The 15,086-nt window shown below is 65.4% G+C and carries 15 protein-coding genes, 2 tRNA genes and 1 pseudogene; 13 read left to right on the forward strand and 5 right to left on the reverse strand.

What is annotated here, in order from left to right:
- From ACR2MZ_RS08285 to ACR2MZ_RS08295, 3 genes and pseudogenes are all read left to right on the forward strand, one after another.
- A pseudogene (locus ACR2MZ_RS08285) lies at positions 1-644 on the forward strand (hypothetical protein); the annotation flags it as partial.
- 443 nt (positions 645-1,087) lie between these two features.
- A complete protein-coding gene (locus ACR2MZ_RS08290) occupies positions 1,088-1,450 on the forward strand; it encodes a MerR family transcriptional regulator (RefSeq protein WP_434004593.1) in 363 nt (120 codons plus the stop codon).
- Positions 1,451-1,486: 36 nt separating this feature from the next.
- Positions 1,487-2,611, forward strand: coding sequence for a zinc-dependent metalloprotease (locus ACR2MZ_RS08295; RefSeq protein ID WP_434004594.1), 1,125 nt, complete (start codon positions 1,487-1,489; stop codon positions 2,609-2,611).
- Here ACR2MZ_RS08295 and ACR2MZ_RS08300 read toward each other — a convergent pair.
- From ACR2MZ_RS08300 to ACR2MZ_RS08315, 4 genes are all read right to left on the reverse strand, one after another.
- Positions 2,601-3,053: a DUF7768 domain-containing protein gene (locus ACR2MZ_RS08300; protein WP_434004595.1), complete on the reverse strand. Its 453-nt coding sequence runs from the start codon at positions 3,051-3,053 to the stop codon at positions 2,601-2,603. The genes ACR2MZ_RS08295 and ACR2MZ_RS08300 overlap by 11 nt on opposite strands.
- A 14-nt stretch (positions 3,054-3,067) precedes the next feature.
- The gene (locus ACR2MZ_RS08305) at positions 3,068-4,114 is read right to left on the reverse strand and encodes an NAD-dependent epimerase/dehydratase family protein (protein ID WP_434004596.1); all 1,047 of its coding nucleotides are present in this window, start codon (positions 4,112-4,114) and stop codon (positions 3,068-3,070) included.
- Between the two features lie 13 nt (positions 4,115-4,127).
- A complete protein-coding gene (hpt, locus tag ACR2MZ_RS08310) occupies positions 4,128-4,685 on the reverse strand; it encodes a hypoxanthine phosphoribosyltransferase (RefSeq protein WP_434004597.1) in 558 nt (185 codons plus the stop codon).
- Positions 4,686-4,901: 216 nt separating this feature from the next.
- Positions 4,902-5,651, reverse strand: coding sequence for a metallophosphoesterase (locus ACR2MZ_RS08315; RefSeq protein ID WP_434004598.1), 750 nt, complete (start codon positions 5,649-5,651; stop codon positions 4,902-4,904).
- Between the two features lie 84 nt (positions 5,652-5,735).
- On the opposite strand from ACR2MZ_RS08315, the gene ACR2MZ_RS08320 reads away from it, so the two are divergent.
- The 5 genes from ACR2MZ_RS08320 (at position 5,736) to ACR2MZ_RS08340 (ending at position 10,474) form a co-directional block, all read left to right on the forward strand.
- Positions 5,736-5,813: transfer RNA gene (locus ACR2MZ_RS08320), tRNA-Trp, on the forward strand.
- A gap of 15 nt (positions 5,814-5,828) precedes the next feature.
- Positions 5,829-5,904, forward strand: a tRNA-Ile gene (locus ACR2MZ_RS08325).
- A 50-nt stretch (positions 5,905-5,954) separates the two neighbouring features.
- On the forward strand, positions 5,955-7,118 hold the full coding sequence (locus tag ACR2MZ_RS08330; protein WP_434004599.1) for a potassium channel family protein: 1,164 nt from the start codon (positions 5,955-5,957) through the stop codon (positions 7,116-7,118).
- 548 nt (positions 7,119-7,666) lie between these two features.
- Positions 7,667-8,826, forward strand: a protein-coding gene (locus ACR2MZ_RS08335) for an IS3 family transposase (protein ID WP_434004600.1) whose coding sequence is annotated in 2 segments (ribosomal slippage) — positions 7,667-7,928 and positions 7,928-8,826 — 1,161 coding nt in all. Because the reading frame shifts where the segments join, the coding sequence is not laid out codon by codon here.
- A gap of 502 nt (positions 8,827-9,328) precedes the next feature.
- Entirely contained in the window at positions 9,329-10,474 is a 1,146-nt protein-coding gene (locus tag ACR2MZ_RS08340; protein ID WP_434004601.1) for an ice-binding family protein, read from the forward strand.
- A gap of 239 nt (positions 10,475-10,713) precedes the next feature.
- On the opposite strand, the gene ACR2MZ_RS08345 is transcribed toward ACR2MZ_RS08340, so the two are convergent.
- Entirely contained in the window at positions 10,714-11,001 is a 288-nt protein-coding gene (locus ACR2MZ_RS08345; RefSeq protein WP_434004602.1) for a hypothetical protein, read from the reverse strand.
- A 916-nt stretch (positions 11,002-11,917) separates the two neighbouring features.
- On the opposite strand from ACR2MZ_RS08345, the gene ACR2MZ_RS08350 reads away from it, so the two are divergent.
- The 5 genes from ACR2MZ_RS08350 to ACR2MZ_RS08370 all read left to right on the forward strand — a co-directional run bounded on the left by ACR2MZ_RS08350 (position 11,918) and on the right by ACR2MZ_RS08370 (position 15,062).
- Positions 11,918-12,394 (forward strand): ion transporter, encoded by a 477-nt coding sequence (locus ACR2MZ_RS08350; RefSeq protein ID WP_434004635.1) that lies wholly within the window; start codon positions 11,918-11,920, stop codon positions 12,392-12,394.
- A gap of 141 nt (positions 12,395-12,535) precedes the next feature.
- Entirely contained in the window at positions 12,536-13,570 is a 1,035-nt protein-coding gene (locus ACR2MZ_RS08355) for a hypothetical protein (RefSeq protein WP_434004603.1), read from the forward strand.
- A 51-nt stretch (positions 13,571-13,621) separates the two neighbouring features.
- Entirely contained in the window at positions 13,622-13,825 is a 204-nt protein-coding gene (locus ACR2MZ_RS08360) for a hypothetical protein (RefSeq protein WP_434004604.1), read from the forward strand.
- An 87-nt stretch (positions 13,826-13,912) separates the two neighbouring features.
- Positions 13,913-14,092, forward strand: coding sequence for a hypothetical protein (locus ACR2MZ_RS08365; protein ID WP_434004605.1), 180 nt, complete (start codon positions 13,913-13,915; stop codon positions 14,090-14,092).
- A 64-nt stretch (positions 14,093-14,156) separates the two neighbouring features.
- Positions 14,157-15,062, forward strand: a complete 906-nt coding sequence (locus ACR2MZ_RS08370; RefSeq protein ID WP_434004606.1) for a pseudouridine-5'-phosphate glycosidase — start codon at positions 14,157-14,159, stop codon at positions 15,060-15,062.
- Positions 15,063-15,086: the final 24 nt, after the last annotated feature.

The following is a 15,086-nucleotide window of genomic DNA, read 5'->3' on the forward strand; positions in this document are numbered from 1 at the left end:
CCCCGTGCACGTTCACCGGACCGTTCACCGGCAGGGCCGGAGACTCTCAGACAGACACCATCACAGTCACCGGTACGAACCTGGGTGTAACGGTCACCGCCACCGCGCAGGCCACAGTGGCCCTCACCCCGGCCCCCGCTCAGATAGCTGTCACCAAGGTGGCGAGCCCATTGACCCAGGCCGAGCCGGGCGGAAACTTCACTTTCACCGCCACGGTGTCCAACCCGAGCCAGTTTGAACCGGTCACTATCACTCGCATGACCGACAACGTCTACGGCGACCTGGCAACGAGGCCGGGTAGCACCTGTGGGGTTCTCATCGGCATCACCCTGACACCAGGGGCGAGCGTCCAGTGCTCCTTCACCGGAGCATTCACCGGCAAGGCTGGGGACGCTCAGACCGACACCATCACTGTCGACGGCACGAACCTCGGGACCACGGTCACCGCCACCGCGGATGCCACCGTCACCCTCACAGCGGCGCCCCCGCCGCCTGCGTTGCCCCCCACCGGTCATGGGCCGGTGACGCCCACGGCGCAAAGCCCCTCCCTCATTGGGGTGGCGGTGGCGGGGACGGCACTGGTCCAGCTCCTCGTCGGCCTGGTTTGGCTGTTGGGATTCCGTCCGTCTCGCCGGACCTCCTAACCCGGCCCGGGGGCCGACCGATCCGCTGATCGGTCGGCCCTATCGACCGAAACTAGGCGACAGCGGAGTTGAGATAGCGCGAAAACCAGCGGGGCCTCTGGATGCTTCATGCCTCAATTCGGATCAGCGTCACCTGGACAGGATTCAGCCCCCAGGCCGAGGCGCTGGGCGCCCGCGACGATGAGGCTAGGACCGCCAATCAAGGCTCAGACAACCGCTCTCGCCAGCGAATCGGCCGAATTCCGCAAACCGGACGCTTACCGCCGTGAGGCGGCCGGCACTAATAGCACGAACTGGGGCCTCACCGGTCTTCTCCCAAGGGGACGGCGCGCCGCCAGCCACTCTGACAAACCCTACGGGTAGCATTAGCCGTAGTCGAAGCCGAACTGCGCACGGCGCCTGTCGAGCGGCGGCTTCAAAACAAGGGAATGCAAAAGAACCGGATGGAGACCACAGAGCGGCCCGGTAATCCTCCGCGGGCGGCTGTCGATGCCACGAACATCCACCTGGACAAGCCGATCTACACCCTGAGCGTCGCCTCCGAGATCCTGGAGACCCATCCCCGAACCCTGATGATGTACGAGCACCTCGGCATGGTCCAGCCCAAGCGGACAGTGACCAATCGCCGCCGCTACTCGCAACGCGACCTGATGAAGCTGCAGGCCATTCAGACGCTTACCCGCAAGCACGGGGTGAACCTGGCCGGCGTTCGTTACGTGCTGGCGCTGCTGAAGAAGCTGGAGACCAATGGCATCCAGCCGCCCGACGGCCTGAAAGAGATCGACGTCAGCCTCCTTGACGTCTAGCCACCCCAGCCCAGAACCGGTCTGGGTGATTCAACAATGAACGCCGGCCAGAGGCGCACAGCCGCGGCGGCGGTGACAGGGGTCGTCGCAGCAGCAGTCCTGGGCGAGCTGGTCAGGCCCCGTTCAGGTCGGACCGAGATGTTGGATTGGTCGGAAATCGAAGCGCTCGGTCTGCGCCAGCTGAAGGGCAGCGACCTGAGCGCAGTGGAGTTGGACCGCCTCGAAGCGCATTACGCGGCGCTGAGCTCTCGTCTTGAGGATCCCTTGCTCGAGTACCTAGGCGGCCTGCCGCCGGGTACGCAGCTGCCGCACTTCCAGGCGCTTGATCGGCCCGCCTGGCTGCGCCTCAATCTGGCAGTGCTGCGCCGAGCCTTGGATCCGCTCCAAAGCTCGCTCTCCCTGCAGCGCTCCCACCTCAATGACCTGGGCCAGTACGGCATCAATCGCTACACAGCCGGCATCCTCGCCTTCCTCGCCAAGCGCGTGCTGGGCCAGTTCGATCCGCAGCTGTTGGGCCGCGAACCAGTGCAGCCGGCGCTGTACCTGGTCGAGACGAACATCGCCGCCTTCGAGCGCAAGGAAGACCTCCCGGGGGAGGAGCTGCGCAGCTGGATCATCCTCCACGAGCTCACTCACGCGTGGCAGTTCGCCACCAACCCCTGGCTGGCGAAGCACTTGAACACCGAGCTGGAGCGCGTGCTCAAAATGGCGGCCGACCGTCAGGTCGGCTGGCAGCGACTCCGGGCTCTGACAGTGGGCCTCCCGCGGCAATGGGAGGCCATCCGCCGCTTGCAGGCGATCATGACGCTGGCCGAGGGTCACGGCAACCTGGTCATGAACGAGCTGGGCAGGCGCCTTCTGCCCAGCTTCGAGCGTCTGGAGAAGGCCCACGCCAAACGCTCGCGGGAGCGGAGCGCCTTGGAGCAGCTGTTCTGGCGCATCACTGGCCTCGAGCTGAAGCTGCGCCAGTACGAGGTGGGGGAGGCCTTCTGCCGACGGATCGTCGAGCGCCACGGCGTGGCCGCACTCAACCTGGCCTGGCAGAGTCCGGAGACGATGCCGCGACCGGACGAGTTCAAAGATCCCGAGCGCTGGTACCGGCGGGTGGTAGGCGGTCGCGCCCTGCCGGCCGGCCAGCCAGCCCGGCCGGTCAGTCCCTGAGCTCTTCCTCGGCAGTCTCGGCGCTGATGGGCAGCACCGCCACCGGCAGCTCCGAGATATCAAAATAGCGGACAGGTTTGTTGAGACGCTTGGCGATGCCAATCTGAACCTTCACCCCCAGCGACAGCGTTCCGAACACCCACACTTCGTCGCTCCTCGCAAGCAAGTTGTTCATAGCTTCTCGCACAGCGGCTTTGGGCACCGTGTGGAGCAGGTAGTACTCGAAGAGCATGAAGGGGCTGAGCGGCACCAGCCCTGAGTCGAGGATGAATTTCTGCACGTGGTGGCGCCAGAAGAAGTTGCGATTCGACATGGCGGCGTAGACGAGCTTCTTCGGGTGCCGCAGGGTCTCCTCCGCCTGATCCAAAGCGCTGGGCTTCGGCGTGGGGGCGAAAATCCGATCCAGGATGTCATCGGCGGCCTTGGTTGAGACGGCTTCCATATTGGCGACTTATCCTAACCGCGGCGCCGGCTTGGCGCGCGCGACCGGATAAACTCCTCCAGCTCCTGCTCGAACTGGTGATGCTGCCGATCGGGCAGTAAGGAAAGCACCCTGGCGTGTTCCAGGAATTCGCGGTAAGCGGATTGCGTGTCCAGCTCCGGGCGGAACTTGAGCAGACGCGTTGCCCGCGAGGTGCTGAGCACGCGTCCATGGCGGAGCAGGCTCAGGAGCTGATCACTGAGCGTGATGCCGGCCAGGCGCAGCAAAGTGGCGGTCAGGCCGGTGGCCAACGGCGGCAGTAGCGGAGCATGCAGCTTGGCTGCATCCTCGAGCAGTTCGGACAGGGGAACGGCCATTGCGGGGGCGATGTTGTAGGCCCCGGCCGGCCCGCTCATTGCTGCTCGGGCCAGCGCCGCTGTGCAGTCGGCGTGGTGAATCAGCTGCAGGCTGGGATCACAACCGAGCACTGTCGGAACCAGCGGCAGATTCAGATACCTGGCCAGCGGCTGCGGCTCCTCCGCGTTCAGGCTGTTGGCGAATCGGAGGATCAGCACCTGCAGTTTGCCGGTGCTCAGCGCGAAGTCCTGCGCCTGCTGCTCGACCTCGATCATGTCCTGCACAAAGGTCGGCGCCGAATCTGGACTCAGGCGCCGGTCCTCGCGGAGGGGGATGGGAAAATCGGGACCGGCGCCGTACACGTGCGCCGACGACTTGAGCACGAAGCGGCGCACCGGGCTGCCGGCTCCCGAGCAGCCCGCGAGGAGGTTCATGGTGCCGATCACGTTCGTCTCGTGGGCAGCTCTGGGGTCGGGGTTGAAGGAATCGACAGTGGTGGCCGTGTGCACGACCGTGTCAATGCCGACCGCCCGTACCAGCTTGCCGATCAGCGAATGGCGAATGTCAAGTCGGAGGAACTCACCCCTGCCGAAGTCGTAGCTGGGCTCCTGGGTGTCGATGCCGATGACCTCCGCCACGTCTGGCTGTTCGCTCAGGCGCTGGACCAGCCGGCCGCCCCACCAGCGCGCCACGCCGGTGACCAGAATCCGCCGTCGCCTCGGCATGCAGTGGACGGTATCAGCCGAGCGCGTGCACGCCGGGCAGTTCTCGGTAGAGGCCTGCGTAATCGAGACCGTAGCCGACGACGAAGCGGTCGGGGATGGTGAAGCCTGTGAAGTCGATCTGCACCGGCAGTTCGCGGCGGGCCGGGCGATCCAGCAGCGCCACCAGCCGCAGGGAAGCCGGTTTGTGGCTCTTCAGCTCTTTCCGGATGACGTTGATGGTGCGGCCGGAGTCGACTATGTCCTCGACCAGGAGAATGTCGCGGCCCGTCAGCGGTCCGTCGACCATGTGGGCGAGCTTGACGCGGCCCGAGCTCTGGGAGCCGCGTCCGTAGCTCGACGCGCGCACGAACTCCAGCTCGGCGGGGATGGAGAGGCTGCGCAGCAGGTCGGCCGCAAACACAGTGGCTCCCTTCAGGACGACCACCAGGACCAGCGGTTGCTCGCTATCGGCATAAAGCTGAGAGACCTGCTCACCCAACTGACGGACCCGCTTGCCAATGCGCCGGGCGGAGATCAGAGGCTTGCCGCCGTCCCGCACAGGAGGTGCCAGTTGCGCCAGACCAGCCTGCATAACCGCTGCCAAGTCTAGTTGCCTGTCTCAGCCAATTAGGCCGCATCTCGGGGCTCAGGAGGCCGATGCGTGCGTCAGGGGGCCCGGCCCTCCGTCGTCACGGATCTTGAGATCCGCTCCTCCTCGTTCCACCCTTTCCTTCGCCTAGGCCCCCTGACCGGCGCCCTTGACGGGGCACCTGCCCCGAGCTACGGCCCAATCCACTGACACAGGCAACTAGTGGTGGCCAAGCGGAGGGAGAGGTGCAACCGTCGCCCCGGCTGGACCCCCGCCACGGCGCCCCGCGCTGTGCTCGTAGCGGCTCAGGCCGCCGTCGTAGTTCAGGGCCCGGCCACCGTGATAGAGAAGCGGTTCGCGGCCTCTGTGAGGCACGTGGCCGTGGACGACCCGGGTGGTCGACATGCGGCGCAGCCAGTTCTCCAAGCGGAACTCCTGGCCCAGGATGTTCGGCCCCGACAGCAGGTCCCAAAGCAGGTCCTCGCGCCCGTTCTCGAGGAGCATCCGGCCGCAGCGGTTGATCTCGGCGACAGGCTCAGCGCCACTGTCCTCGACGAGTGCGAAGTAGCGGTCGGTTCCAGTGTGCTGGATGAGCGTGCCGTCGGCAAGCTTCATCAGCAGTGGGCGTTCGCGCAGCCAGTCCCGCAGCCGTTGGTCCTTGGCCAGCTCGTCCAAGTCATGCGGCTGCCCGCCCCAACCCAACCAGTAGGTACGGATGTCTGGCTGCCGAAGGGCCCAGAGCAGCGCGACTTCATGGTTGCCCAAAAGCAGCTCTGAGTTGGGCCGGTCGCGCGCGTAGCGGAGTGCGCCGACGCCGAACGGTCCCCGGTCGACCAGGTCGCCCAGAAAGATGGTCCGCCAGTCGCTGTCTGGATAGGGCCGCAGGGCTTTGAAGAGCCGCTCCAGGTCGCCGTGAACGTCGCCGACGATCAGAACCGGCAGCTCATTGGCCGCCTCTTGGCCGCTCACTTGGGGGATGGTACTGAGCGTGATAGCGGTCCTCGGCCGCGGTGGCGGGGCCGGCGAGCCTTGGGTAAACTTTCGGATGGCTTTAGGGGCGTAGCTCAGTCTGGTCAGAGCGTCGGTCTCCAAAACCGAATGCCGAGGGTTCGAATCCTTCCGCCCCTGCCAAGCTAAGCAGACGATGGGCCGCTAGCTCAACTGGTAGAGCGCCGTGCTGATAACGCGGAGGTACGTGGTTCGAGTCCACGGCGGCCCACCACGGTTTCACCCTCGGGTCCACTACGCCGCGAGGCTACATTTGATGGCTCGATGGCAATGGCAGTTCGCGTGGTAGAGGGCCTGTTCGGCTTCCTGATCGTGGTGGGCGTCCTCCTCGACGTCTTCCAGACGGTGGTCATGCCCCGGCCGGTCGCGGGACGGGTCAGGGCCAGCCGCTACCTGGTCCGTGGCCTCTGGGCGGCCGTACGCTGGCTGTCCCTTCGGATCCGCAACGTGAGCAAACGCGAGAGCCTGCTGGGCAGCTTCGGACCCTTCTCAGTGTTGGCGATGCTGGCGATGTGGGTGGTCCTGCTGCTACTGGGCTACGCCTTCATCCTGGACTCGCTTCGGGACCAAGTCAGGCCGCAACCCTCCGGGCTGGGCACCTCGCTCTACTTTGCCGCCACATCCATGTTTACCATCGGGTTTGGCGACTACGTCCCTATCCAGGCGCCTGCCCGGTTGGTGTCCATCGCCGCCGGAGCCACCGGGCTGGGAATGTTCGCGCTCGTAATCACCTTCCTCTACAGCCTGACCGCGGCCTTCCAGCGCAGGGAGGTGGTGGTGGTCACCATCGAGGCGGGAGCTGGTGCGCCGCCCTCCGGAGTGAACCTGCTCGAGACCTACGCCCTGGCAGGCGTCACCGAGGACCTTGGCCGGTCCTTCGAACGCTGGCAGGAGTGGGCGGCGGAGTTGCTGGACTCGCAGCTCTCCTATCCCTCGCTGGCCTACTTTCGCTCCAGCCACGACAACGATTCCTGGATCGGATCCCTCGGGGCAGTGATGGACGCGGCGACCCTGATCCTCACAACCATCGAGGAGAGCAGCGGGGGCCCCGGCAGCAACGAGGTTCCCCTGCCCCGAAGCGTGAAGGGCTGGGCCAAGCTGGCCCGCTCAGTGGGCGGTCACTGCATCGAGGACATGGTCCTCTACTTCCGCCTGGCCGACGGTCGAGAGCCCGGAGTCGAGCTGGAGGAATACCGAGCGGCCCGAACGCGGCTCGCGCTCGCCGGTTACCGGCTGCGCCCAGAGGCGGAGGCCTGGGAGGCGTTCCGCGAGCAGCGAGGCCGGTACGCCGTCCGGATCAATTCGCTTGCGGAATTCTGGGCCTCGCCGCCCGCGCAGTGGATCGGCGACCGCTCACCGCTCAAACACCGCGTCCACCACGACGGCCACGTCTTCTCCAGCCCAAGGACTGACAGCACTCAGGGTTAAGGGAGAGAAAGCGGTGGGCAGGTCCAAGGCGGTCTGAGTGCAGATCCAGCTCACCGTGGAGCAGACCCAGCGGCTGCGGGAATGCGCGAGGCAGCGGCGGATGTCGATCGCGGCTGTCGTCCGGGATGCCGTTGATTCGACATGCTGAGCTTGGAGGTCATGCGTCGCGTCGGCACCCAGGCGGTATTCGCGTTCGACGCCATTTCGGCCGCTTTGGTTTTGAGGTCAAGCCCAACTGACTGGCCCAACGACCGCTCGCCGCTACTAGGCTGGGCCCTTCGCCACAGTCCGCATTGCCGGCTCCGTGCCTGTGGAGCTTGAGAGTGTGGAGTCCTACAGTTACGAGCCAGCCTACGTACGAGGCGAGTAAGAAGCGGCCGAACAGAGCAGCCCGCACACTTGGACCGACCTGGCCGTCGTATGGCAGCGCAAGCATAAATGCCGCCAGCGCGACGAGCGTAATGCCGGCTGTGATGAACAGCCACTGGGGCCTGACCCGATAAGACGGACCACCATGATGTGGGGACAAGCCCACGAAGGAGGTCCAGATGGCTCGACGGGAGCGTCGGAAGTTCAGCGACGAGTACAAGGCCGAAGTGGTCGCTTTGGTGCGCTCTTCGGGTAAGAGCATCGGGGAGATCAGCCGCGACCTCGATCTCACTGAGACCGCCGTCCGCGAATGGGTGCAGCGCGCCGAAGTGGACGGTGGCAAGCGCATCGGCCTGAGCACAGCCGAACGCGAGGAGCTATCGCGACTGCGGCGCCAGGTCCGCCTGCTCGAGGAGGAGCGCTCGATCCTCAAGAAGGCCGCAACTTTCTTCGCCAAGGAGACCCGGTGAGCCGCTATCGGTTCATCGAGGTGAAGAAGGTCAATCACGCTGTCAGGACGCTCTGCCGCGTGCTCCAGGTCTCCAGAACCGCCTACTACCACTGGTCGATCCATCCTCTGTCCGCGCGCGCTCGCGCCGACCTCGTGCTCACCGAACGCATCGCCGCCATCCATACGCGTAGCCGGCAGACGTACGGAGCGCCGCGCGTGCATGCGGAGCTGCGGATCTGCGGCGAGCGGCACGGCCGCAAGCGGGTGGCGCGGCTGATGCGCGGCGCCGGCCTCGCCGGACGTGCCCCCAAGCGCTACCGCCGCACCACCATCGGAGATCCCTTCAGCATGCTGCCCGACCTGGTGCAGCGTGATTTCACGCCGACGCATCCAGACCAACTCTGGGTCGGCGACATCACCTACATCCGCACCTGGGAGGGCTGGCTCTACCTGGCTACTGTGCTGGACTGCTTCTCGCGCCGCGTGGTGGGCTGGGCGATGGCCGATCACCTACGCACCGAGCTGCCACTGCGGGCCCTGCACATGGCCCTGGCCCGGCGCACCCCTGCCGACACCCTGATCCACCACAGCGACCGCGGCTGCCAGTACATCTCCGAGGCATACACCGAGGTGCTCGAGAGCTACGGCATCCGCTCCAGCCTGAGCCGGCCAGGCAACTGCTGGGACAACGCCGTGGCCGAAAGCTTCTTCTCCACGCTCAAGCTCGATCTCCTGTACCGCCATAGCTGGCCAACTCGCGCCGCCGCGAGAAGCGCGGTCTTCGAGTACATCGAGGCCTTCTACAACCGTGAGCGGCGCCATTCGACGCTTGGCAACCTCAGTCCGGCAGACTACGAATCCGCCCACACCGCTGCGTGTTCGGGCTAACAACCGTGTCCGTTAAACCGGGTCAGGCCCATACCACGACGGAGCGGCTTGTTTGTCTCCCCCTCTGGCCAGTTGGAGAGGCTCGCCCACCCAGCCTGTCTCGCATGTCTACCCAGGACATTTGCCTAGTGCCTAGGACACTCGTCCTATGTATGTGCTATCCTCCGCCCAGGGGAGGAAGGGCGCCACTGTCCGTTTGGTCATTGAGGGGTGCTGCCAGTGCCATCGACTCTCCGAGGGCGCCGTCTTCCAGACCGTAGCCCTGACCGCCTAAGGTCGGGATGCTGGCAGCGAGGTTCGCGGTGAAGTGACCTTCACGATCCTGGAAGGGTCTTCTTCTGTCAACAACCTTTATTGCGCAGGACATCTAGAGCCGCCTCGGACTAGGCATCAGCAACGCGTGCATCGCTTGAACCGGAGAGTCTAGGAGACGAAAATGATGCGACGATGGAGCGCCACCCAGCGCTTACCCGCCCGGCTTCGGGAACCCAGATGGCTCGGAATGCTTGGCAGCGCGCTCGTCCTTGGCTCGGCTCTCGCCCTGGCGCCGCTCAGTGCCATCGCAGCCGTAGCACCCCGCCTAGGCACCGACACTAGTTTCGCGGTCCTGGCTGCCAGCACGGTGACCAACACCGGCCCCACCTCTATAACCGGCGACCTTGGGCTGAGCCCGGGCAGTTCGGTGACAGGGTTCCCGCCCGGTCAGGTGAACGGGGCAACGCACGTCGATGATGCGGTGGCAGTTGGGGCCAAGAGAGATCTATCAACCGCCTACGACGACGCGTTTGGAGCACCGTGCACGGCGACGTTGACCGGTGTCGACTTGGGCGGCCTGACGCTGGTCCCCGGCGTCTACTGCTTCGCAACTTCGGCACAGCTGACCGGCACTCTTACGCTCAACGGTTTGGGCGACCCCAATGGCGTCTTCATCTTCAAGACCGGGAGCACGCTTACCACCGCGAGTAGCTCCAAGGTCGCGATCATTAACGGAGGACCCTGCGGAGTCTTCTGGCAGATCGGTAGCTCGGCAACGCTGGGAACCGACACCTCATTCGTCGGCACCCTGCTGGTCAACACCAGCATCACCATGAACACTCGAGCCACCATCTTGCCCGGCCGGGCGCTCGCTGGAGCGAAGACGCCGAGTGGCGCCGTTACGTTGGACAGCAACATTATTCAGACCCCTCCTGGTACGTGCACCACCCCAAGCAGCTCGACCACCACCACCCTGACCACATCCCCCAACCCTTCAACAGCGGCCTCGCCTGTTAGGTTCGCCGCCTCCGTCAGGTCGGCCGCCATCCCGCCCGCCACTCCAGTGGGTAGCGTGACCTTCCCTGAGGGCTCGACGACGCTGGGCACGGCACCCCTTGACACCACCGGCAACGCCACCTTCACGACGCCTGCTCTGGCGCCTGGCAGCCACACCATCCGCGCTGTCTACCAGGGTGCTCCCGGCTTTCTCCCGAGCGCCTCAACGGCAGTAGTGCAGACCGTGACCCCAGCACCAACGCCGACGCCAACCCCCACCCCGACGCCCACCCCCGGCCTCCCAGGCACAGGGCACCCCGCTTGGTCTCTGGCGACAACTCCTTGGACGCCTGGAGTATGGGCGCCTCCGGAATGCCTCTCGATGCCAGCACCGTGATGCACCCGGATCCACACAGCTGAAGTCGAGCCGAACCGGTCCGCGCAGCACTCGCGGATCCGACACCCAGGGGAGGCCGAAATACGGTGAGTGCTAACCGGAACCTGGGACGCAGTGGCTGCTGGGTTCTTCGCCGCCCTCGGGCGCCTGAGGCCGCGGGCTTCGGCGGCTCGGGATGGAAGCGCGGGCCTCATTCTCATCCCGGTCGCGATTTGTGCAATCGGGTGCGCTTGGTATCACTAGACCAGACCGGCGTTCAAGGCGGGCCGCTTGATCCGCGACGCGCGGTGTTTGCCCCGCGATAGGGCGGTCCCCTTGCTGCACCGGGCGATCTTGATAGATCCGAGCGGAAAGGGACGCTCAAAGTCTGCGGCGAATGGTTCTTTGCGCAGCACTGTTGGCAGGATGCGTGCGAGGCATACGGTGACTATCTCCACCAGGTCACTGACTGGGAAGCCGAGGTAAACTACACGAAGAGCCTTCTGCACGCGGGCCACCTTGATGAGGCAATCGCGCGACTTGACCATTTCCGGACCATCCCCATAATCACCGACGAGAGCCGTGCGACCATGATCTCCGCCCTGGCGATGGCCTGGGCGATCAAGGGCGATGTGGCACAGGCGCGAGCGGTCATCGATACTGCTCACTTGCAGAAACGAAACCTGGACATCCCCGACATCAGCAATGCCTTGCCATGCGGGCAGCCTGCAAGTTCCTGCAGGGCCAACGAGCGCAAGCCATCGCGGACATCGATCGCCTCTATGCAGTCAACCCGGAATATCCGAACGTCACCGAGGAGAAGAGAGGGATGCTGGCTGGGACGTTCAAGCTGGAGCCACCCCAGCACTTTCCGGATTGGTACCCGAACGATGTCACCGCGTCGTCCGTAGCAGAGGCCGCGGCGCAGGTGTCCCCAGACGCCAGTGGCGGTGGGACGGCGCTGCATCGGTGCCCAAGCCACACGCAAGCCGGGACGAGTATGTCCAGTAAGAGCCTGCGGACATAACCCTCGTACCTCTTGCTGCCCTCGTTTCGCGTGACCGTCGCCATATACTTCGAGTCAGCCGGTCGTGAACAGGGCTACTGGATTTGCTCACCGCTTCAGGCGGCTTCGGCGGCGGTTCGGCATGACGCAAACCATGGCAGCGCACTCCACTTCAGCAATTTCTGGCGACGAGGAAGCTTAACCGTCTTCATTCAGCGCCATGAGTTCGCCTGGGACCTGGTTATAAGAGTTCTCACCGTTCCTTACGTGATCTTGGCGTTTCGTGAGGACTCGGCCACCGGACCAGCCAGTTACACCATTGTGGGTCTAGCTACAATCTTTCTGCTCGAATTCGGTGCGCGGTGCTACGATTCGTCCGATCGAGGCAAGTACTTCAGGACGCACTGGCTCGATTTGATCACAGCCATTCCGATACCTGACATTCCGGCCTCCGAACGATCCGACTCCTGCGGCTCCTCAGATTTCTAAGGGTGGGGGTCTCGGTCCGCCGCATGCTGTTGAGTCGTGACTGGGGCGAGACGGGGCTGATCTGGCCCACGCTTGCGCTCTTTTGGATCGTGTCAGCACTGGCGCTTTGGTCGGTAAAGCATGATGCACCAGGGACCAACATCACTACATTTCCGGACGCAATGACAGCCGCCTTTCTAACCGCGGCCACGCTCGGCTACGGTAAGCACGCGGTACCAGTGACTCAGGATGGCCAGATCATCGCGGCAGTAATCGTCTTCTTTGCTCTGGGACTGTGGGGCTTCGCGTCGAGCCGTCTAACTGGGATGTGGCTTCATGCAAGAGGGGATCTTGCCAGTGAAGATATGGTCCTGCGTCATCAGGTGAATGCCATGCGCGAAGAGCTGAGCGGTCATAACAGATGCTGTGCTCGGCAGGCCAAGGGTCGCAACGACACCCACTCTTGAGGAGCGACCTTCAGCAGGGGGCGAAGCGGACTCGGGGCGGCGGCAAGCCTAGCACCCTCCTGCGACGAGCAGAGCATTTCAAACAAGTCGCTGGGGTTCGTTTGCAGACCTCGTCCTGAGCCGCGTCGGTAGACTCCTGCCGTGAGCACTACCACGAGCCGCGGCGCGCTGCTCGTGGGAAGCGTGCCCGCTGCCAGCGCCGAGGAGGCGATGTCGGAGGCGTTGACCCGGCTCGGCGCTCGCCTTCAGACCCTCCCCGACGGCGAGACTGGCGAGCGCAAGAACTGGATCATCCACATAGTCGAGTCCTTCCGCTCGCACCCGGACCTGGAGGTGGCGAAGGAGGGCGACTGGTCCGACTACAACAAGACACCGCGGTTCAAAGTGCGCAGCGGCCGGAAGCTGACCGCGGACAAGCTGGACCTCGGCTATCTGCGCGCATTCCGCTCCAGCTATCCCATATTCCAGGCTGCCCGGGCCAAGGCGGGTCTGAAGACCCTGGCCTTCCAGGTCGGCATACCCGGCGACCTGGATATGGCTCTCTTCACCTTCGGACCGGCTGGGATCCTGAGGCGGCGAAGACTCTTCGCCGGGGCCACAGCCCGCGACATCAATGCCATCGAGGCTGAGGCGGGCGACGACGTGGTCTTCCAGATCGAGGTTCCGGCCGAGCTGGTCTTTGTCGCGCAAACGCCACGACCAGCACGCCCTCTCGTGGCGCGCTACATGGCGCGCGGCATCGCAAGGATGGTCAGGAAGGCGCCGGAGGGATCGCGCTTTGGGATCCACCTCTGCCTTGGCGACATGAACCACAAGTCGCTGACCAAGCTCAAAGACGTCGGTCCGGTGGTCCAGTTGGCGAATGCGATTATCAAGCGCTGGCCGGAGGGACGGCAGCTGCAGTACATCCATGCACCCTTCGCCGCCGCCGACATCCCGCCGACTCTGGACGCCGCCTGGTACGCGCCGCTCAGTCGTCTGCGCTTGCCCGAGTCGGTCCGCTTTGTGGCCGGCTGCATCCATGAGGACCTGAGCCTCGACGACCAGCGCCTGGTTCTCGGCCTGATCGAGGAGAGGCTGGGCCGCAGGGTCGACCTGGCGACCGCCTGCGGCCTCGGGCGGCGGGAGCCCGCTGCCGCGATTGCCGCGATCGACCAGACCGCCACCGTCTCCTAAGTCCTGGATCCAAGCAGCCCAACCGCCAGCCAAGAACTGTAAGCTGCCGGCATGGAAGAGCAGCCCAAGTACCTGTCGAAAGTCCGCATCGTCAGGGACCAAGGCCCGATCCGACGGGCGTTCCTGCCGGCGGAAACGGAGCCTGTCACCTTCGGCACTCACGACGAGGTCCGCGAGCACTACGGGACAGCCACAGGGCTCTACCCTGACCACGCAACCACCCTCGACTATGTTGTGGCCGCGGCGGCCGGTTGACTGACCGGGACCCTCGGGGGCGCGCTGGAGGCGCGCGGGATCGACGCGGCGGAGGGCAGGCTCAGCTCGGACGCTGAGGGCGACGTAGTGCTGGAGCAGAAGGTGCTGGTGATCAAGCGCATCCGCGTCCGCTACCGTCTGGAGGGCTGCCCGAGCGACAAACGCGAGGCGGCGCTGCGGGCCCACGAGTTTCACGCCAGCCGCTGTCCGGTGGCGGTTAGCATCGGCAGCGCCATCTCGATCAGCACTGAGCTGCAGTTCGCGTAAGGAGACGTCCTGACCCTCGCCCCGCCCAGACCGTCAGCAGCAGTCGTAAGAAGGCGCTAACCCAATGACCGAGCTCATCAAGCTCACCGAAGAGGTCGAGTCGGCTCTGCACGCCGCTGACCCTGTGGTGGCGCTGGAGACGACGCTCGTCTCGCACGGCTTCCCCTATCCCGAGGGTGCCGAGGTGGCGCTCGAGTCCGAACGGCGCGTGCGCGCGGCGGGCGCAGTCCCGGCCACCGTGGGTGTGGTCGACGGTACTGTCCGCGTCGGCCTTGCCAAGGCCGAGCTGGAGCGCTTCGCATTGGCCGGACAGAAGGCGCGGAAGGTGGGACCGCGCGATCTGGCCGCCTGCGCAGTGCAGGGGGCGCTGGGCGCAACCACCGTCGGTGGCACCCTCGCCGCTTGCCGCCTGACTGGCATTCGCTTTATGGGCACCGGCGGTCTCGGCGGCGTTCATCGCGGCTTTCCGCGCCCCCCGGACGTCTCCGCGGACCTCGCCGAGCTCGCTCGTGCCCAGGTGCTGGTGGTCGCGGCCGGCGTCAAATCCATCCTGGACGTTCCGGCCACCGCAGAGGTACTCGAGACGCTCGGCATACCGACGCTTGGCTGGCGGACTAACGAGCTGCCGCTCTTTTACGCCGCTCGGGGCGGTCCGGTCGTGAGTGCGCGAGTGGACACGGTGGAGGAGGCCGCCCGCGTCGCCCAGGCCCACTGGCGCCTTGACCGGCACACGGCGCTTCTCCTCGCCCGGCCGGCCGACGAGGGCCTCGACGACCTGGAGCCGCTGATCGAGAAGGCCGTCGCTGCTGCCGCCGAGCGCGGCGTGTCCGGCCAGGCGGTGACGCCTTTCGTGCTTGCCTACCTGCACGAGCACACGGGCGGGCGAACTGTTGCCGTGAACAAGCGCCTGATCACCGAGAACGCCGGCCTGGCCGCTGAGGTCGCCGCGGCCTTCAGCGCGCTGTTGTGAAGAGCCGCAAGCGGGCGTGCGATC

This window comes from Candidatus Dormiibacter sp., assembly GCF_050999135.1.
Taxonomy (GTDB): domain Bacteria; phylum Chloroflexota; class Dormibacteria; order Dormibacterales; family Dormibacteraceae; genus Dormiibacter; species Dormiibacter spiritus.

Excerpts from the sequence above, each read along its gene's own strand:
- ACR2MZ_RS08290 (WP_434004593.1), top strand. The coding sequence starts at position 1,088 with ATGGAGACCACAGAGCGGCCCGGTAATCCTCCGCGGGCGGCTGTCGAT.
- ACR2MZ_RS08295 (WP_434004594.1), top strand. The coding sequence starts at position 1,487 with ATGAACGCCGGCCAGAGGCGCACAGCCGCGGCGGCGGTGACAGGGGTC.
- ACR2MZ_RS08300 (WP_434004595.1), bottom strand. The coding sequence starts at position 3,053 with ATGGAAGCCGTCTCAACCAAGGCCGCCGATGACATCCTGGATCGGATT.
- ACR2MZ_RS08305 (WP_434004596.1), bottom strand. The coding sequence starts at position 4,114 with ATGCCGAGGCGACGGCGGATTCTGGTCACCGGCGTGGCGCGCTGGTGG.
- hpt (WP_434004597.1), bottom strand. The coding sequence starts at position 4,685 with ATGCAGGCTGGTCTGGCGCAACTGGCACCTCCTGTGCGGGACGGCGGC.
- ACR2MZ_RS08330 (WP_434004599.1), top strand. The coding sequence starts at position 5,955 with ATGGCAATGGCAGTTCGCGTGGTAGAGGGCCTGTTCGGCTTCCTGATC.
- ACR2MZ_RS08340 (WP_434004601.1), top strand. The coding sequence starts at position 9,329 with ATGCTTGGCAGCGCGCTCGTCCTTGGCTCGGCTCTCGCCCTGGCGCCG.
- ACR2MZ_RS08345 (WP_434004602.1), bottom strand. The coding sequence starts at position 11,001 with ATGGTCAAGTCGCGCGATTGCCTCATCAAGGTGGCCCGCGTGCAGAAG.
- ACR2MZ_RS08360 (WP_434004604.1), top strand. The coding sequence starts at position 13,622 with ATGGAAGAGCAGCCCAAGTACCTGTCGAAAGTCCGCATCGTCAGGGAC.
- ACR2MZ_RS08370 (WP_434004606.1), top strand. The coding sequence starts at position 14,157 with ATGACCGAGCTCATCAAGCTCACCGAAGAGGTCGAGTCGGCTCTGCAC.